Source organism: Streptomyces sp. NPDC090798, assembly GCF_044768965.1.
In the GTDB taxonomy this organism is placed as follows: Bacteria; Actinomycetota; Actinomycetes; order Streptomycetales; family Streptomycetaceae; genus Streptomyces.
This window is the reverse complement of sequence record NZ_JBIVXA010000001.1, coordinates 657,947-682,301: the sequence shown is the minus strand read 5'-3', so window position 1 is coordinate 682,301 and position 24,355 is coordinate 657,947. Positions and strand designations below refer to the sequence as shown.

Here is a 24,355-nt window from a genome sequence, read left to right as displayed (position 1 = left end):
TCGGCAGCATGGGGGAGTCCGTCCGACCGCCCTGACGGGGCGGGTTGGCGGGGAAGTCGGCCGTGGAGCGGTTGGCGGGGTGCCCCCCGGGCGACGGCACCCCGCCGGCCTCCGTCAACCAAGCTCCGGCAGCGTCGGTGCCGTCTTCGCCGGGTTCTCCGCGAGCGTGGCCAGCGCGATCCGGATCGCCTCGTCGAGCTGCGTGTCGCGCCCGGCCGCGTAGTCCTGCGGCGCCTGGACGACCTCGACGTCCGGGTCGACACCGTGGTTCTCCACACCCCACCCGTAACCGTCCAGCCAGAACGCGTACTTGGGCTGGGTGACGAGGGTGCCGTCGACGAGCCGGTACCGGCTGTCGATGCCGACGACCCCGCCCCACGTCCGTGTCCCGACGACCGGCCCGATGCCCAGCGCCTTGATCGCCGCGTTGACGATGTCACCGTCCGAGCCGGAGAACTCGTTGGCGACGGCGACGACCGGTCCGCGCGGCGCGTCCTCCGGGTAGCTGTACGGCCGCATCCCGCGCGGCAGGTCCCAGCCCACGATCCGCCGCGCGAGCTTCTCCACGACCAACTGGGAGGTGTGGCCGCCGCGGTTCTCCCGGACGTCCACGACCAGCCCCTGTCTGGCCACCTCGACCCGCAGGTCGCGGTGGATCTGGGCCCAGCCGGGCGCCTGCATGTCGGGCACGTGGAGATAGCCGAGCCGTCCGCCGGACTTCTCGTGGACGTAGGCGCGCCGGTCCGCCACCCAGGCGTGGTAGCGCAGCGGCTCCTCGTCGGCGAGCGGGACGACGACGGCGTGCCGTGGATCGCCGCCGCCCGACGGGGAGACGGTCAGCTCGACCGGCTTGCCCGCGGTGCCGACGAGCAGCGGCCCGGGTCCGGCCACCGGGTCCACCGGCTGCCCGGCGACGGCGACGATCGCGTCCCCCGCGCGCACCGCGACCCCGGGCGCGGCGAGCGGCGCCCGCGCGTGCGGGTCGGAGGTCTCCGAGGGGAGGATCCGGTCGATGCGCCAACTGCCGTCCTCGTGGCGGGAGATGTCCGCCCCGAGCAGACCCTGCGCCCGGTCGCCGCCGCCCCAGCCGCCGCGCGGGGTGACGTACGCGTGCGAGGTGCCGAGCTCGCCCTGCACCTCCCACAGCAGGTCGACGAGGTCGTCGTGGGTGGCGACCCGTTCGAGCACCGGCCGGTAGCGGTCCAGTACGCCTTCCCAGTCGGCCCCGCCCAGGTCGGGCCGCCAGAAGTTGTCGCGCATGAGGCGGCCGGTCTCGTCGTACATCTGCCGCCACTCGGCGGCCGGGTCGACGGTCTGGCGGACCCGGGAGAGGTCGACGGTGATGTTCGTGTCGCTCTCGTCGTCGTTCGAGGCACGGCGGTCGCTGGGGACGACCTTGAGCTTGCCGTCGGTCCACAGCAGGACGCGCTTGCCGTCGCCGCTGACGGCGAAGTGCTCGGCGTCCGCGGCGAGATGCTCGACGCGCTGCTGGGTGAGGTCGTACCGCTCCAGTTCGGTCTTGGGGTCCGGGTCGTCCGGGGTGGCGCGGGAGGCACCGAGGACTCCGACCACCGGGTGGCGCAGCCACAGCAGCCCGTCCTTGGCGGCGCGCAGGGTCGAGTAGCGGGCCGCCTCGACGGGGAACGGGACGATCCGGTCGGCGAGTCCGTCGAGGTCGATACGGGTGGTGGGGGCGCCCTCGCTGTCGGGCGTCTCGTCCTTGTCGGGTGCCTCGAAGGGGCGGCCGTGGCGCTGCGGCCCGAAGGGGGACGGGGTGGTCGCGGCCAGGGTGATCAGATGCGGCCGGGAGCCCCCGACGAACGCGAGGTCGAAGACGTGCTCGTCGTAGACGGGGTCGAAGGAGCGGGCCGAGAGGAAGGCGAGGTGCTTGCCGTCGAGGGTGAACGCGGGCGCGTAGTCGCGGAAGCGGAGCGGGGTCGCCTCGGTCACCGACAGGTCGGCGGTGTTGGCCAGCTTGAGCTGGCGCAGCGGGCGCGGGCCGGGGTGCGACCAGGCGAGCCAGGCGGAGTCCGGCGAGAAGACGAGCCCGGCGACCTCGCCGTCCTCGCTCCGGTCGACCTCCCGTACCTCTCCGGTCTCCCGCTCGACGAGCAGCACTCGTCCGTCGTGCGAGGCGACGGCGGCGCGGCTGCCGTCGGGTGCCATGGCGAGCCCGAGGACCCGTCCCAGCTGTCCGGCGGCGAGCCGGCGCGGGGTGGCCCCGGGCGCGAGACCGGTCGCCGGGGCGAACTCCAGCGCGTCGTCGCCCGCCGCGTCCGTCACCCACACCACGTACTCCTCGCCCTCCGCCCGGAAGGCGCGGGGCAGCCGGGCGCGGACACCGGGCCGGGCGGCGAGCGCGCGGGCCGGTCCGGAGCGGTGGGTGACCCAGTGGACGGCGCCGCGTACGGAAACCGCGCTGCCGCGTCCGGTGTGGTCGGGGGCGGCGGCCGAGAACCAGCGGGAGGCGTTCACGGGGTGCGGCTGCTGGTCGACGCGCTGTCCGCCGAGGCGCAGGTCGAGCCGGCGCGGCTCGGCGCCGTCCAGGTCGTCGAGGAGCCACAGTTCACCGGCGGACGCGTACACGACCCGGGCGCCGTCGGTCGCCGCGTGCCGGGCGTAGAAGCCTCCCCCACTCCCGGCTTCGCTCGAGCGGGAGGTGCCCCCACCCGGCGTGTGCCGGCGCAGATCGGATCCGTCGGCGAGGGAGGAGTAGAGCGCTCCGACACCCTCGTGGTCGGACAGGAACGCGACGCGCTCCCCCACCCACAGCGGGTATTCGAGGTTCCCGTCCAGGTCCTCGTGCAGCCGTACGAACTCGCCATCGCCCTCGCGGTCGATCCACAACTTGCCCGCCGTACCGCCCCGGTACCGCTTCCACCAGGCGGCCTCGCGTCCCATGGGAGCGGACAGCAGCAGCACACCGGGATCGCCGTGGACGACGTCGCCGACCGGCCCGTACGGGAGGGTGGTCGCGGGGCCGCCGTCGAGCGGGACGGCCCGGGCCCAGCTGCGGCGCAGGCTGGCCTGGCCCTGGGTGCTGAGCGCGAGCACGCGCCCGTCCGGGGTCCAGCCGCGCACCTGGGTCTTCGAACTCCCCCAGTACGTCAGCCGCGTGGACGGTCCGCCCTCCAGGGGCGCGGCGTGCACCTCGGGCGCTCCGTCGCGCGTCGACGTCCAGGCGACGGTCGTACCGTCCGGGGAGATGCGGGGGTGGTTCACCGGCATGTTGTCGGCGCTGACCCGCCAGGCGCGACCGCCACCGTCGAGCGGGGCGACCCAGACGTCGTCCTCGGCGGTGAAGGCGACCAGCTCGCCGTGCAGATGCGGAAACCGGAGATACGCGGGCGATACCGACGACGCGGACGACGCAGACTGAGTCACCCGATCACCCTATGCAGCGACGGCTCCGCCCGACAGGGGTTTGGATCACTTGCCCTGGGCGGGCCAGCAGGTGGGATCGCCCTTGCACCACATGGTCTTCGTCACGGTGACGGTGGTGGTGGGGCCCGGGCGGTGGTAGGTGGGCGCCTTGTAGGTGGGGGGCGTGTACGACGGCGTGCCGGGGGCATTGCAGTTGCCCAGCACGTTCACGTGGAACCACTGCTTGCCGCCGACCTTGGCCGTCAGGTCCCCGCGGACACACCTGCCCTCGACCTCACGGGTGACCTTCCCGGTGATGGTGATCGCCCGCCGGTCCTTGGTCTGCCCCCGGCAGTCCACCTCCACCACGGAGGGCGTGGAACTCGAGGCCGACGGTGTGTGCCCCGGGGTGTAGGCCTTGTTCCCGCCGCCGTACGACCCGGTGCAGCTCAGGTACTGCACGTCGACGTGCTGCCGCTGCAGCTCCGCGGTCCCGGCCCGGTCGGTCGTGTACGCCACCGCGGAGGCGCTGAGCCCGCCGACCGGTTCGCACGCGGCCACTCCGAAGGCGCTCACCACGGCGAGCCCGGCGACCATCGGTCCCCGACGGCCCGTCACCAGTCGCCTCACCAGTCGTCGAATACGCATCAATGCCCCCATAGACGGCAGAGTGCCACTGTCACGGGCGTCGCGGTAGACCCCATACGGCCACTACACACCCGCGTGCGCCCCCGTCGAACGCATATGCGTGAAACTGTGTCAGGTCCGCAGGAGGAGCCACTCCTGAAGTTCCACCAGGTTGCCCTCGGGATCCTTGAGGTGGGCGACCCGCATCCGGTCCGTCATGAAGTCCGGGCCGTGCACCAGGACGGCGCCGCGCGAGGTGATGGCCTCGCAGTAGGAGTCGAGGTCGTCGACGCGCAGGACCACCAAAGAGCGGTGGCCGGTCGCCGAATCGCCCAGTTCACCCAGTATCCGGGCCATCATCGCGCGGTCCTGGAGCGCGATGCCCGCCGCACCGACGGTGGGACTGAACTTCTCGTACGGTCCTTCGGTCGCGCCCGACTGGGGCTTGAGGCCGAGGACCTCGGCGTAGAAGCGGTAGCAGACCGGGAAGTCCGAGACGAGCAGCCGTACTTGGGCGAGTTCCAAGGCGTACCCCGTGGGTGTGCGTGGCGTGCGGGCGTGCGGGTCGTGGTTGGCGCGCCCGCCGCGCGTTGCGTGGTCGGCGCGCCTGTCGTGGTTGACGTGGTTGGCGTGGTTGGCGTGTTTCAGGACCAGCGGCCGGTGCGCCCGAGCAGCAGCGCGGTCGCCGCGGTCCCGGCGGTCGAGGTACGCAGCACGCTACGCCCGAGCCGGTACGCCTTGGCACCCGACTCCGCGAAGAGCGCCAGCTCCTCGGGAGAGACGCCCCCTTCCGGGCCGATCACGAGCACGATCTCGCCCCGCTCGGGCAGTCCGGCCGTGGCCAGGGGTTCGGCGCCGCTCTCGTGCAGAACGGCCGCGAAGTCGGCTTTGGCGAGAAGTGCGGCAACCTGCTTGGTCGTTGCCGCGTCCGCGACCTCCGGGAAGCGAACCCGGCGCGACTGCTTGCCGGCCTCCCGGGCCGTGGCCCGCCACTTGGCGAGCGCCTTCAGGCCCCGGTCGCCCTTCCACTGGGTGATGCAGCGGGAGGCGGCCCAGGGGACGATCGCGTCGACGCCGGTCTCGGTCATGGTCTCGACGGCCAGCTCGCCCCGGTCGCCCTTGGGAAGCGCCTGGACGACGGTGACACGGGGCTCCTCCACCGGCTCCTCGGCCACCGCGTCCATCTGGACGATCAGACGGTCCTTGCCCTCGGTGGCGACGACCACGCACTGGGCCCAGCGCCCGGCCCCGTCCGTGAGGACGACGTCCTCGCCGGGGTTCAGCCGCTTCACCGAGACGGCGTGCCGCCCCTCCGAGCCGTCGAGGACATGGCGTCCGGCGCCGTCCGCGTCGAAGTGCTCGACCACGAACACCGGCGCCGTCATCGGACCTCACCCCCCGCTTCCCCGGCGGCCGACAACGCTGTCCTGGCCGCCTCGAGCTCCGCGCTCAGCACCTCCACCAGCTGCCCCGCGGGCAGCTCGCGCGCCATGCGGTGCCCCTGCCCCGCCCACAGCGCCATGCCCTGCGCGTCGCCCGCCTTGGCGGCCGCCTTGCGCAGCGGGGAGGTGAGGTGGTGGACCTCGGGGTACGCGGCGGGCGCGTACGGGCCGTGCTCGCGCATGAAGCGGTTCACCAGGCCGCGCGCCGGCCGCCCGGAGAACGCGCGCGTCAGCTCCGTCCGTACGAACAGCGGGTTGGTCAGCGCCTGCTTGTGCACGGCGTTGGCGCCGGACTCCGGGGTGGCGAGGAACGCGGTGCCGAGCTGTGCCGCGTTCGCGCCCGCGGCGAGCACCGCGGCGATCTGGCTGCCGCGCATGATGCCGCCGGCGGCGATGATCGGAATGTCCACGGTCTCGCGGACCTGCGCGATCAGCGACAGCAGTCCGATACCCGTACCGTCCGTCTCCGGGTTGTCGCGGTGGGTGCCCTGGTGGCCGCCCGCCTCCACCCCTTGCGCGATGACCGCGTCGGCGCCGGCCCGCTGGACGGCGAGGGCCTCCTCGGCCGTGGTCGCGGTGATCACGGTGAGTGTGCCGGCGCGGCGCAGGGAGTCCAGGACGTCGGGGCTCGGGATGCCGAAGTGGAACGAGACCACCGGCACCGGGTTGTCGAGGAGGACGGCGAGCTTGGCGTCGTAGCCGTCGTCACGGCCGCTGTCCGGTTCACCCAGGTCGGTCTCGTACCAGGAGGACTCGCCCGCCAGCTGGTGGGCGTAGACCTCGACCGCGGCGGGGTCCGCGTACTCGGGCTGCGGCATGAACAAGTTGACCCCGAAGGGGCGGCCCGTGAGCCCGCGCAACTGCTTGATCTCCTGGTACATGCCGTCGGCGGTCTTGTACCCGGCGGCAAGGAACCCGAGCCCGCCGGCCTCGGACACGGCGGCCGCGAGATCCGGGACGGAGACGCCGCCCGCCATGGGGGCCTGCACGATCGGGTGAGGGAAGAGATCGGTCAGTGCGGTGGACATGACGGCATGTTGTCACGTCCTCCGAACAAGTCCGAATCGGGCCTTCCGCCTGGCACAGGCCACCGGGACGGACCGTCGAGCGCCCCGTGCGGGGCGCGGGGCCCTGCCATGTGCGGCTGCGCCACACGGGCGCGACCAGCCCCCACCCACCCGCGGCCGAAGAACCGCCAGGGCCTGGGGGCGAGCCCCCAGGACACCCGTCAGCGACGGTCAGCGACCGTTGAACGCGTCCTTCAGGCGGGAGAACAGCCCCTGCTGCCCGGGCTGGAACTGCCCGGTGGGCCGCTCCTCCCCCCGCAGCTGCGCCAGCTCCCGCAGCAACCGCTCCTGCTCGGGGTCGAGCTTCGTGGGCGTGGTCACCTCGACATGCACGATGAGGTCACCGCGGCCACCGCCCCGCAGATGCGTGACACCCCGCCCGTGCAGCGGAATCGACTGCCCGGACTGCGTGCCCGGACGGATGTCGACCTCCTCGAGACCGTCGAGGGTCTCCAGCGGCACCTTCGTGCCGAGCGAGGCCGCGGTCATCGGAATGGTCACCGTGCAGTGCAGGTCGTCACCGCGCCGCTGGAACGTGGAGTGCGGCAGCTCGTGGATCTCGACGTAGAGGTCACCGGCGGGACCGCCACCGGGCCCGACCTCGCCCTCGCCCGCGAGCTGGATCCGCGTGCCGTTGTCGACACCGGCGGGGATCTTGACGGTCAGCGTGCGACGCGACCGGACCCGCCCGTCACCGGCGCACTCGGGGCAGGGAGTCGGGACGACGGTCCCGAAGCCCTGGCACTGCGGACACGGCCGGGAGGTCATGACCTGCCCGAGGAAGGACCGCGTGACCTGGGACACCTCACCCCGCCCGCGACACATGTCACAGGTCTGGGCCGAGGTACCCGGCGCCGCGCCCTCACCGTTGCAGGTGGCGCAGACGACGGCCGTGTCGACCTGGATGTCCTTCGTCGTGCCGAAGGCCGCCTCGTCCAGCTCGATCTCGAGCCGGATCATGGCGTCCTGGCCACGCCGCGTACGCGACCGCGGACCGCGCTGCGACGCCGTACCGAAGAAGGCGTCCATGATGTCCGAGAAGTTCCCGAACCCACCGGCGCCGAAGCCGCCCGCACCGCCGCCGCCCGCCTGGGACAGCGGGTCGCCGCCGAGGTCGTAGACCTGCTTCTTCTGCGGGTCCGACAACACCTCGTACGCGGCGTTGATCTCCTTGAACCGCTCCTGCGTCTTCGGATCGGGATTGACGTCCGGGTGCAGCTCGCGTGCGAGCCGCCGGAAGGCCTTCTTGATCTCGTCCTGGGACGCGTCGCGGCGCACGCCGAGTACGGCGTAGTAGTCCGTGGCCACTTACGACTCCGCCAGGATCTGTCCGACGTACCGTGCCACTGCGCGTACCGCTCCCATCGTTCCCGGGTAATCCATGCGGGTCGGGCCGACCACGCCGAGTTTGGCTACTGCCTCGCCGCCCGAACCGTAGCCGACCGAGACCACGGACGTGGAGTTGAGTCCCTCATACGCGTTCTCGTGACCGATTCGCACGGTCATGCTCGAATCCCCGGCCTCCCCAAGCAACTTGAGAAGCACGACCTGCTCCTCCAGCGCTTCGAGCACCGGCCGGATGGTGAGAGGGAAGTCATGTCCGAAGCGCGTCAGATTGGCGGTTCCGCCGATCATCAGCCGCTCCTCGGTCTCCTCGACGAGCGTCTCCAGAAGGGTGGAGAGCACCGTCGCGACCGTACCTCGGTCCTCCGCCTCGAACGCGTCCGGGAGGTCCTGCACGAGCTGCGGGACGTCCGCGAAGCGTCGGCCCGCGACCCTGCTGTTGAGCCGGGCCCGCAGATCCGCGAGAGACGTTTCTCCGAACGGGGCCGGGCAGTCGATCATGCGCTGCTCGACCCGCCCGGTGTCCGTGATCAGCACGAGCATCACGCGGGCGGGGGCGAGGGACAGCAGCTCCACGTGCCGCACGGTCGATCTCGTCAGCGACGGATACTGCACGACGGCGACCTGCCGGGTCAGCTGCGCGAGCAGCCGCACCGTCCGCCCGACGACGTCGTCGAGGTCGACCGCGCCGTCCAGGAAGTTCTGAATGGCCCGCCGCTCGGGCGCGGTCATCGGCTTGACGCCGGCGAGCTTGTCGACGAAGAGCCGGTAGCCCTTGTCGGTGGGGATCCGCCCGGCGCTGGTGTGCGGCTGGGCGATGTACCCCTCGTCCTCCAGGGCCGCCATGTCGTTGCGGACGGTGGCCGGGGAGACCCCCAGCCGGTGCCGCTCGGTCAGCGCCTTGGACCCGACCGCGACCGGCTCGTCGGTGCCGACATAGTCCTGGACGATGGCGCGCAGCACTTCGAGCCTGCGTTCACTGAGCATCGCGCACACCTCCAGCTCTCGACCCCTCGGCGCCTCGCTTGGCACTCAGCGCGTGCGAGTGCCAGCATTCCCCGGCCCAGTGTACGGCCGGTGGGTACGGCCCCGGCAAGGGCGGCCCCGCGATCTTGTGCAAGGTGCACGGACGTACACCGACGTGTCCCGCGATGTCACACCGTCCCTGCCCGTGATGTCGTACCGTCCACGCCCTCACCGCTAGCGTCGGCGTATGAAGGTGACTTGGGAAGAGGCAGGGTGGGAGCAGCTGACGCCGCGGGTGGGGCGGCGGCGGCTTCCGGTCTGGGACTGCACGGTCGGGCTGGTCGTGGGCGACGGCGGGGCGCTGATCATCGACGCGGGATCGAGCCTCGCGGAGGGCGCGCGGTTGCGCGGGGAGGCGCAGGCGATCGCCGGCCGCCGTGTGACCTTCGTCGCGCTCACCCACCCCCATTTCGACCACGTCCTGGGCGCTGCGGCGTTCGCGGGCGCGGAGGTCCTCGTCGCGGGCGGCTCGGACGAGGTGTACGAGCACGGGCGCGAGGAGCTGTACGCGGACGCGGTACGGGGCGGCCTGGACGCGCGGGCGGCGGAGGACGCGGCGGACACCCTGGTGCGTCCCCGGCACTACGTGTGGGGCACCTGGCGTCTCGAGCTGGCCGGCGGCGTCGAGGTCCTGCTGGTGCGGACGGGCGAGGGCCACAGCGGCCACGACCTCGTGGTCGTGGTGCCGGGCGAGCCGACGGTGGTGTTCTGCGGCGACCTGGTCGAGGAGTCCGGCGAGCCCCAGGCGGGCCCCGACGCCGTACCGTCGCGCTGGCCCGGGGCCCTCGACCGGCTGCTCGACCTCGGCGGGGAGGACGCGCTGTACGTACCCGGTCACGGAGCGGTCGTGGACGCCGGGTTCGTACGGTCCCAGCGGGATGCGCTGGCCGCGCGTTTCGGCGTGTCGGGTTTCGGCGTTCCGGGTCTCGCCGCGCCGGGTTTCGACGCGTCGGATTCCGGCGTGTCGGATTCCGGCGTGTCGCGTTGAGCGCCGCCGGGCTTCTCCTATCGTCATCCGAATGCGCCAGTACTCTCCGGACCTGACTCCGCCGTGGAAGAAGCCCAAGCCCGTGCCGGAGGTTCCGGCGGAGCCGGGCCTGGTGGTCGAGGAGCCGGGGACCGGGTTCTGCGGTGCGGTGATCCGCTGCGAGGCGGGCACGGTGACGCTGGAGGACCGCTTCGGCAAGCACCGGGTGTTCCCCCTGGAACCGCGCGGCTTCCTCCTGGAGGGCCAGGTAGTCACCCTCACCCGCCCCTCCACCACCGCCGTCCGTCCCACCCGCACGGCCTCCGGTTCGGTGGCCGTCCCCGGCGCGCGGGCCCGGGTCGCCCGTGCCGGCCGGATCTACGTGGAGGGCCGCCACGACGCCGAGCTGGTCGAGCGGGTGTGGGGCGACGATCTGCGCATCGAAGGCGTCGTGGTCGAGTACCTGGAGGGCGTCGACGACCTGCCCGCGATCGTGGCGGACTTCTCACCCGGCCCGGACGCCCGCCTCGGCGTCCTCGTCGACCACCTGGTGCCCGGCAGCAAGGAGTCCCGTATCGCGGCGTCGGTCACGAGCGATCACGCCCTGGTTCTCGGCCACCCCTACATCGACATCTGGGAGGCCGTGAAGCCGTCCTCCGTGGGCATCCCGTCCTGGCCCCGGGTCCCCCACGGCCAGGACTGGAAGACCGGCGTCTGCCGCGCCCTCGGCTGGCCCGAGAACACGGGCGCCGCCTGGCAGCACATCCTGTCCCGCGTCCACTCCTACAAGGACCTGCAACCGGAACTCCTGGGCCGAGTGGAAGAACTCATCGACTTCGTCACAGCCCCGCACTGACAAAACCGATCCTCGCCCCCGCCGCCCCTACCCGTCCCATCCCCCCTTGGAGGCTCCGCCCCCAAACCCCCAACCGGCCTGACCGACCTCGCCCACAATCACCGGACGGCCCGAGTGGCGCGAGCCGGGGTGGGGTGCGGCAAGCGACATCGGCCTCGAACGCCGAACGCCCCGAGGCCTTCAGGGGCGCGGGGAACTGCGCGACCAACCCCCACCGCCCCGCAGCCAAAACGCCACCAGCGAACAGGGAGATCCGGGGCGCAGTCCCAATCCCCTCAGGGGCGCGAGGAACTGCGCGACCAACCCCCACCGCCCCGCAGCCAAAACGCCACCAGCGAACAGGGAGATCCGGGGCGCAGCCCCGATCCCGTAGGGGCGCGGGGAACTGCGCGAGCACCCCCACCGGCCCGCAGCCAAAAAGCACAGCCGGGAGTGGGGGCGCAGCCCCCTCAGTCCACCAGGTCTCGTACCACCGCGTCCGCCAGCAACCGCCCCCGCAGCGTAAGCACAGCCCGCCCCTCGCCATACGCCCCGGATTCGAGCAACCCCTCCGACACCGCACGCCCCGCCGCCGCGAGCCCCTCCACCCTCAGCAGCGACAACGGACACCCCTCCCGAAGCCGCAGCTCCAGCAGAATCCGCTCCACCCGCCGGTCCTCCTCGGAGAGCAGCTCACGCCCCGCCCCCGGAGCCCGCCCCGCGGCCAACGCCCCCGCATACGCCCCGGGATGCTTCACGTTCCACCACCGCACCCCGCCCACATGACTGTGGGCCCCGGGCCCGGCCCCCCACCAGTCGGCACCCCGCCAGTACAGCTCGTTGTGCAGGCACCGCCCGGCGGCGGAGGTGGCCCAGTTCGACACCTCGTACCAGTCGAACCCCGCCCCGGAGAGCACCTCGTCGGCGATCAGATACCGGTCCGCGTGCACATCGTCGTCCGTCATCGGCACCTCGCCACGCCGGATACGGCGGGCGAGCTGCGTCCCCTCCTCGACGATCAGCGCGTACGCGGAGACATGGTCGGGCCCGGTGCCGAGCGCGGCGTCCAGCGAGGCCCGCCAGTCGTCGTCGGACTCACCGGGCGTGCCGTAGATCAGGTCGAGGTTCACATGCTCGAACCCGGCCGCACGCGCCTCCGCGACACACGCCTCGGGCCGGCCGGGGGTGTGCGTACGGTCGAGCACCTTGAGGACGTGCTGCCGGGCGCTCTGCATGCCGAAGGAGATCCGGTTGAACCCTCCGGTCCTGAGCGTCTCCAGATACCGCGGATCAACCGACTCCGGGTTCGCCTCGGTCGTGATCTCCGCGTCGTCCGCGAGCCCGAACTCGTCCCGGATCGCCCCCAGCATCCGTACGAGGTCGTCGGCGGCCAGCAACGTGGGCGTACCGCCGCCGACGAACACCGTACGGACGGGTCGCGGGTCGTCGCCGAGGACCTTGCGGGCGAGCCGGACCTCGTCGATCAGCGTGTCCGCGTAGTTGTCGCGAGAGGCGAGCACGCCTCCGGTGCCCCGCAGCTCGGTCGCCGTGTAGGTGTTGAAGTCGCAGTAGCCGCAGCGGGTCGCGCAGTACGGCACGTGGAGGTAGAAACCGAGGGGTCGCTCGGCGGCTCCGGCCAGGGCGTGCGCGGGCAGCGCCCCGTCGTCGGGGACGGGCTCACCGTCGGGAAGTGCGGAAGGCATGCCTTCCATTGTCCCGTACCCGGCCGCATACCCCTTTCCAGCCCCTCACCTGCCGTTTCTCCCCCGCTCCCCCGCTTCCCCGCCGGCCCCCGCTCCCCCTACTCCGCCCACTCCGCCTGTAGCACCAACAACGCCAGATCGTCCTCCGGCGGCTTGCTGCCGAACTCGTGCACGAGCCGCCGGATCCGTTCCGCGACGAGCTCCGCGCTCAGCCCCGTACAGCCCGCGAGGGCCTCCGCGAGCCCTTCGTCGTCATCGAACTGGCGGGGCCCGCTGCGCCGCTCCGTCACCCCGTCGGTGACGCACAGAACGGTGTCGCCGGGGTACAGGTCGAAGGTCTCGGAGACGTAGGTCGCGTCCTCGAAGACACCGAGGAGGGTCTGCGGCTCGGCCACTTCCCGTACATCGCCGTCGGGACCGAGGATCAGCGGCAGCGGGTGCCCGGCGGAGGCGAGGGTGCAGCGTACGCCGCCCTCGAAGGGCACCAGCTCGCCGTACAGCATGGAGAGGAAACGCGTCTGCGGACCCTCGTCGGGGCCGAGACCCGGCCCGCCCGCCGCCACCAGCGCACGGGCCGCCGCGTCCGCCGCCTCCGTCGCGTCGTCGAGGAGGAGCTGGTTGAGGCGGTCGAGGACGTCCGCGACGTGGTAGCCCTCGCGGGCCAGCAGTCGCACCCAGGGCCGGGCGAGGCCGATCACGACGGCGGCCTCGGGCCCCTTGCCCTGGACGTCGCCGAGGACGAAGCACCAGCGCCCGTCGCCCGCGGGGAACAGGTCGTAGAAGTCGCCGCTGGGTCCGCCCTTGTCGAGCGGCTCGTACACGAGGGCGCTGCGCACCCCGGGGATCTCGGCGACCGCGCCGGGCAGCAGGCCGCGCTGGAGGACCCGGCTGATGGTGGCCTGGCGCGCGTACTGGCGGGCCGCGCCGATGGCGAGGGCGATCCGCCGGCTGAGGTCCTCGACGAGCCCGGTGATCTCGTCGGGGAAGGCGGTCAGTCCGGCCCGGCCGATGACGAGGGTGCCGAGCGGCCGGCCGCCCGCGATCAGCCGGTACGCGAGCGCCGCCCCGCTCACCCCGCCCACGCCACCCGTCTGACCCGACGCCTGCCCCGTGCCCAACGCCTGCCCCGTGCCCAACGCCTCCCCCGGTCCTAACGCCTCCCCCGGTCCTAACGCCTCGCCCGGCCAGGGCACCGGCACCGCCCGGGACCGCACCGAGTCCGGCAATCGTGGCGGGTCCTTCTCCAGGGCCCGCCGCAGCTCCTCGATCCGGTTCTCACTGCCGTGCCAGACGCGGGCGAGCCGGGGCCCCAGGGCCAGCCCGAGCCCACCCCCTCGGTCGGTGGCCTCGTCCTCCAGCCATACGGCACACCAGTCGGCCAGCCGCGGCACGAGGAGCTGTCCGGCGAGCGCGGCGACGAGGTCCTCGTCGAGCTGCCCGGCGAGCAGGTCGGAGGCCTCGGCGAGGAAGGAGAGGGCGCCGCGGTTGAGCCAGTCGCCGTCCTGCCGCGGCCTCTGCCGCGGTCCGGGGGCGACCGTCTCGCCGACCGGTCCCCTCTCGCCGAAGGGTCCCCTCTCGCCGATCAGTCCGGTCTCGCCGATCAGTCCCCTCTCTCCGACCAGTCCGGTCTCTCCGACCAGTCCCGTCCCGCCCGGCAGTCCGATTCCGTCGGCCAGCCCCGAACCGGCGGACAGTCCCACGGCGTCCGTCATTCCCGGCCCGAGACCCATCCCCCTGTCGACACCGAACCCTCCACCCGCACTCAACCCACGCTCAACACCCAACCCACCACCAACACTCAGCCCGCCTTCAACGCCCAGTCCACCCTCGACACCCAACCCGCGCTCAACACCCAACCTACCCTCGGCACTCAGCCCGCCTTCAACACCCAAACCACCCTCGACACTCAGCCCGTTCTCGATACCCAACCCACCCTGAACGCCCAATCCCTCGTCGACGCCCAGCCCCCCGTCCACGGGCAGCCGCGCCCACACGGTCTTGACCCCGGTCCGATACGTGATCCCCCACGCCTCCGACAGGGAGGCGACCAACCGCAGCCCCCGCCCGTACTCCGGTATGCCGTACGCCCGTTCGGCCGACTCCTCGCGTACCGCCCGCGCGGGATGGTGGTCGGAGACCTCGACGACCACCGCGCCCACCGCACCGCCGTCGGTGATCTCCAGCCGGCACAGCAGCTCGACGTCGGTACCCGCGTGCACGACGGCGTTGGTGACGAGTTCGCTGACGACCAGGACGGCGTCCTCGGCGAGGCGCTCACGGACGATCTCGGCGCCGGGCAGGGCGAGTTCCCCCCAGTCGGCGAGCGTCTCGCGCACCATGCGGCGGGCGGCGCCGGGCGCGAGCGGAGTGCCCGGCAGCGCGGCGCGCCCCATGGCCTCCTGACCCGCGCGGTAGTGCGCGGGCGTACCAGGGGCAAGCGCCATGGAGTCCGGTTGCGACTCCCGTTGCGTCGGAATGGCCCCCACTGTGCGGCTCCCTGAGCAGTTCGGACGAATACGCCTCAGGCGACACGGACAGAGTGACAGACTGGCCACGCCCATAAGCGCCGAGTTACCGAAGTGGGCCGCCATGAGTGAGAACAGTGCTACGCGTGTGCTCGAAGACGGACAGATTCGGGCATTCGACGACGGCCGGATCCCGGCGTCCGATCTGCGTCCGCTGCTCGCCGCGATGACCGCCGCACGCGACGGTGACTTCACCAAGGTGCCGGAGACGGGGCACGGCCTGGTGGCCGATCTGAGCGCGGCGTTCAACCAGATCATCGACCGCAGCACCCACTTCAACACGGAAGTGCAGCGGGTACGACGCGAGCTGGTCCGGCACGGACGGCTCGACGAGCGGCTGTCGGCGAGCCCGGGCCAGGGCAGTTGGACGACCCGCGTGAATGACGTGAACCAGTTGCTCGACGCCCTGGTGGCGCCCGCCGCGAACGCGACGCGCGTCCTGGACGCGGTGGCCGGCGGCGACCTCACCCAACGGGTCGACCTGCACGACGGCAACCGTCAGCTCAGAGGCGATCTACGGAGGTTGGGGCGCGCCGTCAACAAGATGGTCGATCAGCTCTCCCTCTTCACGGGCGAGGTGACCCGGGTCGCGCGCGAGGTCGGCACCGAAGGCCGTCTCGGCGGGCGCGCCAAGGTACAGGGTCTGTCGGGCAGTTGGCGCGATGTGACCGAAGCGGTCAACACGATGGCGTCCCGGCTGACGGCCCAGGTCCGTGACATCGCCCTGGTGACCACGGCGGTGGCGCGCGGCGACCTGACCCGTACGGTGACGGTCGAGGCGACCGGTGAGCTGCTCGAACTGAAGCTCACCGTGAACACGATGGTCGACCAGCTGTCCGCCTTCGCCGACGAGGTCACGCGCGTGGCCCGCGAGGTCGGCACCGAAGGGCAACTGGGTGGCCGCGCCCAGGTCAGAGGCGTCTCGGGAGTCTGGAAGGACCTCACCGACAACGTCAACTTCATGGCCTCGAACCTGACCTCCCAGGTCCGCAACATCGCCCAGGTCACCACGGCCGTCGCCAACGGCGACCTCAGCCAGAAGATCACGGTGGACGCGAAGGGCGAGATCCTCGAACTCAAGTCGACCATCAACACCATGGTCGACCAGCTCTCCGCCTTCGCCGACGAGGTCACGCGCGTCGCCCGCGAGGTCGGCACCGAGGGCAACCTCGGCGGGCGGGCCCAGGTCAGAGGCGTCTCCGGGGTCTGGAAGGACCTCACCGACAACGTCAACTTCATGGCGGACAACCTGACCTCGCAGGTCCGCAACATCGCCCTCGTCTCCACGGCCGTCGCGCAGGGCGACCTCGGCAAGAAGATCACGGTCGAGGCGAAGGGCGAGATCCTCGAACTCAAGTCGACCATCAACACCATGGTCGACCAGCTCTCCGCCTTCGCCGACGAGGTCACGCGCGTCGCCCGCGAGGTCGGCACCGAGGGCAACCTCGGCGGCCAGGCCCAGGTCAGAGGCGTCTCCGGGGTCTGGAAGGACCTCACCGACAACGTCAACTTCATGGCCCTGAACCTGACCTCCCAGGTCCGCAACATCGCCCAGGTGACGACGGCCGTCGCCAACGGCGACCTGTCGAAGAAGATCACGGTCGACGCCCGCGGCGAGATCCTGGAGCTGAAGGACACCGTCAACACGATGGTGGAGCAGCTGCGGGCCTTCGCCGACGAGGTGACCCGGGTGGCCCGCGAGGTCGGCACCGACGGACGGCTCGGCGGACGGGCCCAGGTTCTCGGCGTCTCCGGCGTCTGGCGGGATCTGACCGACAACGTCAACTACATGGCCGACAACCTGACTTCGCAGGTGCGGAACATCGCCCAGGTCGCCACCGCCGTGGCGCAGGGCGACCTGTCGAAGAAGATCGACGTGGACGCCCGCGGCGAGATCCTCGAACTGAAGACGACGATCAACACGATGGTCGACACGCTCTCCTCCTTCTCCTCCGAGGTCACCCGGGTGGCCCGCGAGGTGGGTTCGGAGGGCCAACTCGGTGGTCAGGCACGGGTCGAGGGCGTGTACGGCACCTGGAAACGCCTCACGACGAACGTCAACGAGCTCGCCTCCAACCTCACCACCCAGGTCCGCGCGATCGCCGAGGTGGCCTCCGCGGTGGCCCAGGGCGACATGTCCCGCTCGATCACCGTGGAGACCCAGGGCGAGGTCGCCGAGCTGAAGGACAACATCAACCTGATGGTGGCCAACCTCCGCGAGACGACCCGCGCGAAGGACTGGCTGGAGTCGAACCTCGCCCGCCTCGCCGCGCTGATGCAGGGCCACCGCGACCTGATGGAGGTCGCCGACCTGATCCTGCGCGAGCTGACCCCGCTGGTGAACGCCCAGTACGGCGCCTTCTTCCTGGCCGACCCGGAGGAGGACGGGGCCTCCCTCCACACCGCCGTCCCCGCCAAGGGACTCGCCTTCATCGCCGGCTACGGCTCGGCGCAGGGCGCCACGGTCGACACGGGCGGCATGCCGGTGCACGGCCTGGTCCGGCAGGCGGCCCGCGAGAAGAAGCGGATCCTCGTCGAGGAGGCCCCGCCGGACTACATCAAGATCAACAGCGGTCTGGGGGAAGCCGCCCCCGCCAGCGTCGTCATCATCCCGATCCTCTTCGAGGACAAGCTGCTCGGTGTGATCGAGCTCGCCTCCTTCTCCCGCTTCTCCGACGTCCATCTGGCCTTCTTCGACCAGTTCGTGAACACCATCGGCGTGGCCATCAACACGATCATCGCCAACTCCCGTACGGAGTCCCTGCTCGGCGAGTCCCAGCGCCTCGCCATCCAGCTCCAGGACCGCTCGGACGAACTCCAGTCGCAGCAGGCGGAGCTGCAGCGCTCGAACGCCGAACTGGAGGAGAAGGCGGCACTCCTGGCGACGAGCTCGCAGTACAAGTCGGAGTTCCTGGCGAACATGTCACACGAGCTGCGCACCCCGCTGAACTCGCTGCTGATCCTGGCCCGGCTGCTGTCGGACAACCCGGACGGCCATCTCTCCGACCAGGAGGTGCAGTTCGCGGCGACGATCCACCGCTCGGGGTCGGACCTCCTCCAGCTCATCAACGACATCCTCGACCTGTCGAAGATCGAGGCGGGCCGTATGGACGTACGCCCGAAGAAGCTCCCCCTGATCAAACTCCTCGACTACGTCCACGCCACCTTCCGCCCGCTCACCCTCGACCGGGGTCTCGCCTTCGAGGTGACGGTCGGGGAGGACGTACCGCGGGAGATGTACTCGGACGAGCAGCGGCTCCAGCAGATCCTGCGCAACCTGCTCTCCAACGCGATCAAGTTCACCGCGACCGGACGGGTCGAACTGCGCGTCAACCGTCTCAAGGACCCCGAGCACGCCTTCACCCGGGAGAACAGCGACGACGTGATCGCCTTCGCCGTCTCCGACACCGGCATCGGGATCGCCGCGGAGAAACTCCCGGTGATCTTCGAGGCGTTCCAGCAGGCCGACGGCACCACCAACCGCAAGTACGGCGGCACCGGCCTCGGCCTGTCCATCAGCCGGGAGATCTCCGGGCTGCTCGGCGGCCGCATCATCGCGGAGAGCGCCCCCGGCAAGGGCTCCACCTTCACGCTGTACGTCCCTGTCATCAGCCCCGGCCACACGGCGACCGGCGCCACGCCGGAGGACCATCGGCCGCTCGTGCCCGAGCAGCTGTCCACCGAGCCGTACGCCTCCCACGACACCGACGACTCCTGGCCCACCCCCACCAAGCTGGAGGCGTGGAAGGCCGGCCGGGCGGGTCAGGTCCTGCCGGGGCGGCGGGTGCTGATCGTGGACGACGACATCCGCAACGTCTTCGCGCTCACCCATGTGCTGGGCCGCGTCGGCATGCCCGTCCTGTACGCGGAGAACGGCCGCGAGGGCATCGAGACCCTGGAGCGCAACCCCGACGTGCAACTCGTCCTGATGGACATCATGATGCCGGAGATGGACGGCTACGAGACGATCTCCGCCATCCGTCGCACCCCCCGCTGGACGGGCCTGCCGATCGTCGCGCTCACCGCGAAGGCGATGCCGGGGGACCGCGAGAAGTCCATCGCGCGCGGTGCCAACGACTACGTACCCAAGCCGGTGGACGTCGATCAGCTGCTCACGGTCGTCTGCGCCCTCCTCGACCCGGAGAGCGCGCACGACGCGGAGCAGGACGACTCCGAAGGATCCGTTGTTCCGGGGCCGAGCACGTCGTCCGAGGAGGCCGCGGCCCCGCCGACGACCGAATGAGGACAGTCACCATGAGCGCTGAGGAAACGACCTACGAGCGCGCCAGCATCCTCCTGGTCGACGACATGGAGGACAACCTGATCGCGCTGGAGGCCGTCCTGGGGTCCCTCAACGAGCCGCTCGTACGTGCGCGTTCGGGCGAGGAGGCGATGAAGGCGCTGCTCAGGCAACGCTTCGCCGTCGTCCTCCTCGACATCCGCATGCCCGGCATGGACGGCTTCGAGACCGCCGCCAACATCAAGCGGCTCGACCAGACCAAGGACGTCCCGATCATCTTCCTGACCGGCACCGACGCCGACGCGGGCTACGCCTTCCGCGGCTACGCCACCGGCGCCGCCGACTACCTGACCAAGCCCTTCGACCCCTGGGTCCTGCGCGCCAAGGTCACGGTCTTCCTGGACCTGCACCGCAAGAACCAGCAGCTGGAACGCCTGCTGACCCAGGAACACACCCACGCGGCCCAGATCAGCACACGGCTGACGGCTCTGGAGAAGCAGTTGGCGACAGAGGACCCTCCGAACGTGCCGGACCTCCGCAGGCAGGTAGCAGAGCTACAGCACCTGATAGCCAGGGCGGCTGGCACCCGCGCCCCTTAGGGGCGCGGGGCCGTGACATGTGCGGCTCCGCCGCGTGGGCGCGACCAGCCCCCGCTCACCCGCAGCCGAAGGACAGCCTCACGCCTCGCGCGTACCGGCGTACATCTCCTCGATCAGCCCCTTGTACTCCCGCTCCACAACCGGCCGCTTCAACTTCAGACTCGGCGTGATCTCCCCGTGCTCCACATCAAGATCCCGCGGCAGCAACCGGAACTTCTTGATGGTCTGCCACCGCTGGAGACCCTCGTTGAGTTCCTTGACGTATCCCTCGACGAGGGCGACCGTGGCAGGGGCCGCGACGACCTCGGCGTACGACTTGCCCTCCAGCCCGTTCTCCTTCGCCCACTCCAGGATGGACGGTTCGTCCAGGGCGATGAGGGCGGTGCAGAAGTTCCGGTCGGCGCCGTGCACGAGGATGTTGGAGACGTAGGGGCAGACGGCCTTGAACTGGCCCTCGACCTCGGCGGGCGCGATGTACTTGCCGCCCGAGGTCTTGATGAGGTCCTTCTTGCGGTCGGTGATGCGCAGGTACCCGTCGGGCGACAGCTCGCCGATGTCGCCGGTGTGGAACCAGCCGTCGGATTCGAGGACCTCGGCGGTCTTCTCGGGCAGCCCGTGGTAGCCCTCCATGATGCCGGGGCCGCGCAGCAGGATCTCGCCGTCGTCCGCGATGCGCACCTCCGTGCCGGGCAGCGGCTTGCCGACCGTGCCGGTGCGGTACGCCTCGCCGGGGTTCACGAAGGAGGCCGCGGAGGACTCCGTGAGGCCGTACCCCTCCAGGATGTGGATACCGGCGCCCGCGAAGAAGTAGCCGATCTCGGGGGCGAGCGCGGCGGAGCCGGAGACGCAGGCGCGCAGCCGGCCGCCGAAGGCCTCGCGGATCTTGGCGAAGACGAGCGCGTCCGCGACCTTGTGCTTGGCGCCCAGCCCGAAGGGCACGGCGGCGGTGCCGGTGCGGCGGAAGTTGTCCTGGCTGGCCTTCGCGTACTCGCGGGAGACCTCGGCGGCCCACTGGAAGATCTTGTACTTGGCGCCGCCGCCTGCCCGTGCCTTGGCCGCGACCCCGTTGTAGACCTTCTCGAAGATGCGCGGGACGGCCGCCATGTACGTCGGCTGCACGACCGGCAGATTCTCGATGATCTTGTCGACGCGGCCGTCGACGGCCGTGACGTGCCCGACCTCGATCTGGCCGGAGGTGAGCACCTTGCCGAAGACGTGGGCGAGCGGCAGCCACAGGTACTGCACGTCGTCGGGGCCGAGCAGCCCGGTCGAGGCGATGGCCTTCGCCATGTACGACCAGTTGTCGTGCGGGAGGCGCACGCCCTTGGGGCGGCCGGTGGTACCGGAGGTGTAGATGAGGGTGGCGAGCTGGTCGGCGGTGATCGCACCGACGCGCTCCTTGATCAGTTCGGGGTTCTTCTCCAGGTACGCGGAACCGCGCGTCTCCAGTTCGGCGAGGGTGAGCACCCCGTCGCCGGTCTGGACGCCCGCCGGGTCGATGACGACGATGTGGGTGAGTTCGGGCAGCTCGGCCCGCTTCTCCCGCGCCTTGGCGAGCTGGGCCGCGTCCTCCGCGATCAGGACCTTGCTGTCGGAGTCGGAGAGGATGAACGCCGACTCCTCGGCGTTCGTCTGCGGGTAGATCGTCGTCGTGGCCGCGCCCGCGCACATGATGCCGAGGTCGGCGAGGATCCACTCGACCCGGGTGGAGGAGGCGAGCGCGACGCGCTGCTCCGGCTGTACGCCCAGTTCGATCAGCCCGGCCGCGACGGCGTAGACCCGCTCGGCGGCCTGCGCCCAGCTCAGCGACTTCCACTCGTCCGAGCCCTCACCTGAGGCAGGGGGGACCGGGTAGCGGTAGGCCTCGGCGTTCGGCGTGGCCGCCACGCGCTCCAGGAAGAGGGCCGCCACGGACGGCGGACGGTTCTCGATCAGGGTCTGTGTGTCGCTCACGACATCCTCCGGGGCCCGCGACAGTGCGTGCGTCTGGCTCGACCGACTGCTGACTGTTGCTGTGCGGCTGGCTGGTTCGGCTGTTGTTTAACTCGCGAGTAACCATCGAGCAGAGATCAGAGTAAGGCGCGTCCGGCCGGTGCGTAAGAGGCGGCGGCCTGTCACTTCCTACAGAGAGCGACCCTACGCACGCGTACGGGCTCGCCGCGCCGAAGCGCGACGAGCCCGCATTGTGCCCGAGTTTCCGGGGGTAACAGGTGGCTACTTCTTGCCCTTCGCCGAACCACCGCTGTCGTCGCTGGACAGCACGGCGATGAAGGCCTCTTGCGGAACCTCCACAGAGCCCACCATCTTCATCCGCTTCTTGCCTTCCTTCTGCTTCTCCAGCAGCTTCCGCTTACGGGAGATGTCACCGCCGTAGCACTTGGCGAGGACGTCCTTGCGGATGGCGCGGATGGTCTCGCGCGCGATGACGCGCGATCCGATGGCGGCCTGGATGGGCACCTCGAAGGCCTGCCTCGGGATCAGCTCGCGCAGCTTCGCGACGAGCCGCACACCGTACGCGTACGCAGCGTCCTTGTGGGTGATCGCCGAGAAGGCGTCCACCTTGTCGCCGTGCAGCAGGATGTCGACCTTGACCAGGCTGGAGGTCTGCTCGCCGGTGGGCTCGTAGTCGAGCGAGGCGTAACCCCGCGTCTTCGACTTCAACTGGTCGAAGAAGTCGAAAACGATCTCGGCGAGCGGCAGCGTGTACCGGATCTCGACCCGGTCCTCGGACAGGTAGTCCATGCCGAGCAGGGTGCCGCGCCGGGTCTGGCACAGCTCCATGATCGAGCCGATGAACTCGGAGGGCGCGAGGATCGTGGCGCGTACGACGGGCTCGTACACCTCGTCGATCTTGCCCTCGGGGAACTCGCTCGGGTTGGTGACGATGTGCTCGCTGCGGTCCTCCATGACGACCCGGTAGACCACGTTCGGCGCGGTCGCGATCAGGTCGAGCCCGAACTCGCGCTCGAGCCGCTCCCGGATCACGTCGAGGTGCAGCAGCCCGAGGAAACCGACGCGGAAACCGAAGCCGAGCGCGGCGGAGGTCTCCGGCTCGTAGACGAGCGCGGCGTCGTTGAGCTGCAGCTTGTCGAGGGCGTCGCGCAGCTCGGGGTAGTCGGACCCGTCCAGCGGATAGAGCCCGGAGAAGACCATGGGCTTGGGGTCCTTGTACCCGCCGAGCGCCTCGGTCGCCCCCTTGTTGAGGGTGGTGATGGTGTCACCGACCTTGGACTGCCGGACGTCCTTCACACCGGTGATGATGTAGCCCACCTCACCGACACCCAGCCCGTCGGCCGGCGTCATCTCGGGGGACGAGACGCCGATCTCCAAGAGCTCATGGGTCGCTCCGGTGGACATCATCCGGATCCGCTCACGCTTGTTGAGCTGCCCGTCGATGACACGCACATACGTCACGACACCGCGGTAGGAGTCGTAGACGGAGTCGAAGATCATCGCGCGAGCGGGGGCGTCCTGGACGCCGATCGGGGCGGGGATCTCGGCGACCACCTTGTCGAGCAGGGCCTCGACACCCAGCCCCGTCTTGGCGGAGACCTTCAGCACGTCATCAGGGTCACAGCCGATGAGGTTGGCGAGCTCCTCCGAGAACTTCTCCGGCTGCGCGGCCGGCAGGTCGATCTTGTTGAGTACGGGGATGATCTTGAGGTCGTTCTCCATCGCCAGGTAGAGGTTGGCGAGGGTCTGCGCCTCGATGCCCTGGGCGGCGTCGACGAGGAGGACGGTCCCCTCGCAGGCGGCCAGCGACCGGGACACCTCGTACGTGAAGTCCACGTGCCCGGGGGTGTCGATCATGTTGAGGATGTGGGTGTTGCCCGGATCCTCCGTCGGGGCCCAGGGCAGCCGGACCGCCTGGGACTTGATCGTGATGCCGCGCTCGCGCTCGATGTCCATACGGTCGAGGTACTGAGCACGCATCTGCCGCTGCTCGACCACCCCGGTCAGCTGGAGCATGCGGTCGGCGAGCGTGGACTTGCCGTGGTCGATGTGCGCGATGATGCAGAAATTGCGGATCAGAGCCGGGGCGGTACGGCTCGGCTCGGGCACATTGTTAGGGGTCGCGGGCACGCAGGGTCCTGTCTCTTGAGGCGCCTGTCGCCTCGGGTCGGATCGATACGTAGGCTCCATGGTCCCACGGGTGGGGAGCTGCGACCGGTTTGGGCCGGTCGTGCGGCTACTGGTAGCCTGGGTGGCTGTGTCTCGTGCCCTCTCTGCAGGAGGCACACCCCAAGGAAATCAAACGGCGAGTGAGACGTACCGTCTCGCGCGCCTGAACCTGTAAAGGCTCATTCGTGGCGAACATCAAGTCCCAGATCAAGCGGATCAAGACCAACGAGAAGGCTCGACTGCGCAACAAGTCGGTCAAGTCCTCCCTGAAGACCGCGATCCGCAAGGCCCGCGAGGCTGCTGCCGCGGGTGACGTCGAGAAGGCCACCGAGTACACGCGCGCTGCGTCGCGCCAGCTCGACAAGGCCGTCTCGAAGGGCGTCATCCACAAGAACCAGGCCGCCAACAAGAAGTCGGCGCTTGCTTCGAAGGTCTCCTCCCTCAAGGGCTGAGTCGGCTGAGCCCTCGGGCTCAACCCCTGACTTGACCGCCGGA

Annotated in this window: 16 protein-coding genes; 5 read left to right on the top strand and 11 right to left on the bottom strand. The window is 70.6% G+C overall.

All coding sequences use genetic code 11. The annotated features are described in order from the left end of the window. Positions 1–114 precede the first annotated feature (114 nt). From ACIQTP_RS03105 to hrcA, 7 genes are all read right to left on the bottom strand, one after another. A complete protein-coding gene (locus tag ACIQTP_RS03105; protein WP_403395668.1) occupies positions 115–3,384 on the bottom strand; it encodes a S41 family peptidase in 3,270 nt (1,089 codons plus the stop codon). 45 nt (positions 3,385–3,429) lie between these two features. After that, a complete protein-coding gene (locus ACIQTP_RS03100; RefSeq protein ID WP_403395666.1) occupies positions 3,430–4,011 on the bottom strand; it encodes a hypothetical protein in 582 nt (193 codons plus the stop codon). Positions 4,012–4,122: 111 nt separating this feature from the next. Next, complete coding sequence (locus ACIQTP_RS03095) at positions 4,123–4,515, bottom strand: VOC family protein (RefSeq protein ID WP_403395665.1); 393 nt, start codon at positions 4,513–4,515, stop codon at positions 4,123–4,125. Positions 4,516–4,634: 119 nt separating this feature from the next. Continuing rightward, the gene (locus ACIQTP_RS03090; protein WP_403395663.1) at positions 4,635–5,375 is read right to left on the bottom strand and encodes a 16S rRNA (uracil(1498)-N(3))-methyltransferase; all 741 of its coding nucleotides are present in this window, start codon (positions 5,373–5,375) and stop codon (positions 4,635–4,637) included. Next, positions 5,372–6,460, bottom strand: coding sequence for a nitronate monooxygenase (locus ACIQTP_RS03085; protein ID WP_403395661.1), 1,089 nt, complete (start codon positions 6,458–6,460; stop codon positions 5,372–5,374). The genes ACIQTP_RS03090 and ACIQTP_RS03085 overlap by 4 nt, the downstream gene beginning before the upstream one ends. Before the next feature lie 210 nt (positions 6,461–6,670). Next, complete coding sequence (dnaJ, locus tag ACIQTP_RS03080; protein ID WP_148013905.1) at positions 6,671–7,807, bottom strand: molecular chaperone DnaJ; 1,137 nt, start codon at positions 7,805–7,807, stop codon at positions 6,671–6,673. Further along, positions 7,808–8,830, bottom strand: coding sequence for a heat-inducible transcriptional repressor HrcA (hrcA, locus tag ACIQTP_RS03075; RefSeq protein ID WP_075032705.1), 1,023 nt, complete (start codon positions 8,828–8,830; stop codon positions 7,808–7,810). 226 nt (positions 8,831–9,056) lie between these two features. Here hrcA and ACIQTP_RS03070 point away from each other — a divergent pair, with 226 nt between their 5' ends. Both ACIQTP_RS03070 and ACIQTP_RS03065 read left to right on the top strand, forming a co-directional pair. After that, on the top strand, positions 9,057–9,857 hold the full coding sequence (locus tag ACIQTP_RS03070) for an MBL fold metallo-hydrolase (protein ID WP_403395657.1): 801 nt from the start codon (positions 9,057–9,059) through the stop codon (positions 9,855–9,857). 31 nt (positions 9,858–9,888) lie between these two features. Continuing rightward, entirely contained in the window at positions 9,889–10,692 is an 804-nt protein-coding gene (locus ACIQTP_RS03065; RefSeq protein ID WP_403395655.1) for a DUF3097 domain-containing protein, read from the top strand. A 449-nt stretch (positions 10,693–11,141) separates the two neighbouring features. Here ACIQTP_RS03065 and hemW read toward each other — a convergent pair whose 3' ends face one another. Together hemW and ACIQTP_RS03055 are read right to left on the bottom strand one after the other, a co-directional pair. Further along, positions 11,142–12,374, bottom strand: coding sequence for a radical SAM family heme chaperone HemW (gene hemW / locus ACIQTP_RS03060; RefSeq protein ID WP_403395653.1), 1,233 nt, complete (start codon positions 12,372–12,374; stop codon positions 11,142–11,144). A 98-nt stretch (positions 12,375–12,472) separates the two neighbouring features. Beyond that, positions 12,473–14,818 (bottom strand): SpoIIE family protein phosphatase, encoded by a 2,346-nt coding sequence (locus ACIQTP_RS03055; protein WP_403395651.1) that lies wholly within the window; start codon positions 14,816–14,818, stop codon positions 12,473–12,475. Positions 14,819–15,065: 247 nt separating this feature from the next. Here ACIQTP_RS03055 and ACIQTP_RS03050 point away from each other — a divergent pair, with 247 nt between their 5' ends. Continuing rightward, on the top strand, positions 15,066–19,142 hold the full coding sequence (locus ACIQTP_RS03050) for a HAMP domain-containing protein (RefSeq protein ID WP_403396078.1): 4,077 nt from the start codon (positions 15,066–15,068) through the stop codon (positions 19,140–19,142). Positions 19,143–19,153: 11 nt separating this feature from the next. After that, the gene (locus ACIQTP_RS03045; protein ID WP_403395649.1) at positions 19,154–19,738 is read left to right on the top strand and encodes a two-component system response regulator; all 585 of its coding nucleotides are present in this window, start codon (positions 19,154–19,156) and stop codon (positions 19,736–19,738) included. Positions 19,739–19,816: 78 nt separating this feature from the next. On the opposite strand, the gene ACIQTP_RS03040 is transcribed toward ACIQTP_RS03045, so the two are convergent. Together ACIQTP_RS03040 and lepA are read right to left on the bottom strand one after the other, a co-directional pair. Further along, complete coding sequence (locus tag ACIQTP_RS03040; RefSeq protein WP_403395647.1) at positions 19,817–21,691, bottom strand: AMP-dependent synthetase/ligase; 1,875 nt, start codon at positions 21,689–21,691, stop codon at positions 19,817–19,819. A gap of 261 nt (positions 21,692–21,952) precedes the next feature. Then, positions 21,953–23,821, bottom strand: a complete 1,869-nt coding sequence (gene lepA / locus ACIQTP_RS03035) for a translation elongation factor 4 (protein ID WP_054231952.1) — start codon at positions 23,819–23,821, stop codon at positions 21,953–21,955. A gap of 224 nt (positions 23,822–24,045) precedes the next feature. Between lepA and rpsT the strand changes: the two genes are divergently transcribed. After that, the gene (gene rpsT, locus ACIQTP_RS03030; protein ID WP_054231951.1) at positions 24,046–24,312 is read left to right on the top strand and encodes a 30S ribosomal protein S20; all 267 of its coding nucleotides are present in this window, start codon (positions 24,046–24,048) and stop codon (positions 24,310–24,312) included. The last annotated feature ends 43 nt before the right edge of the window (positions 24,313–24,355 follow it).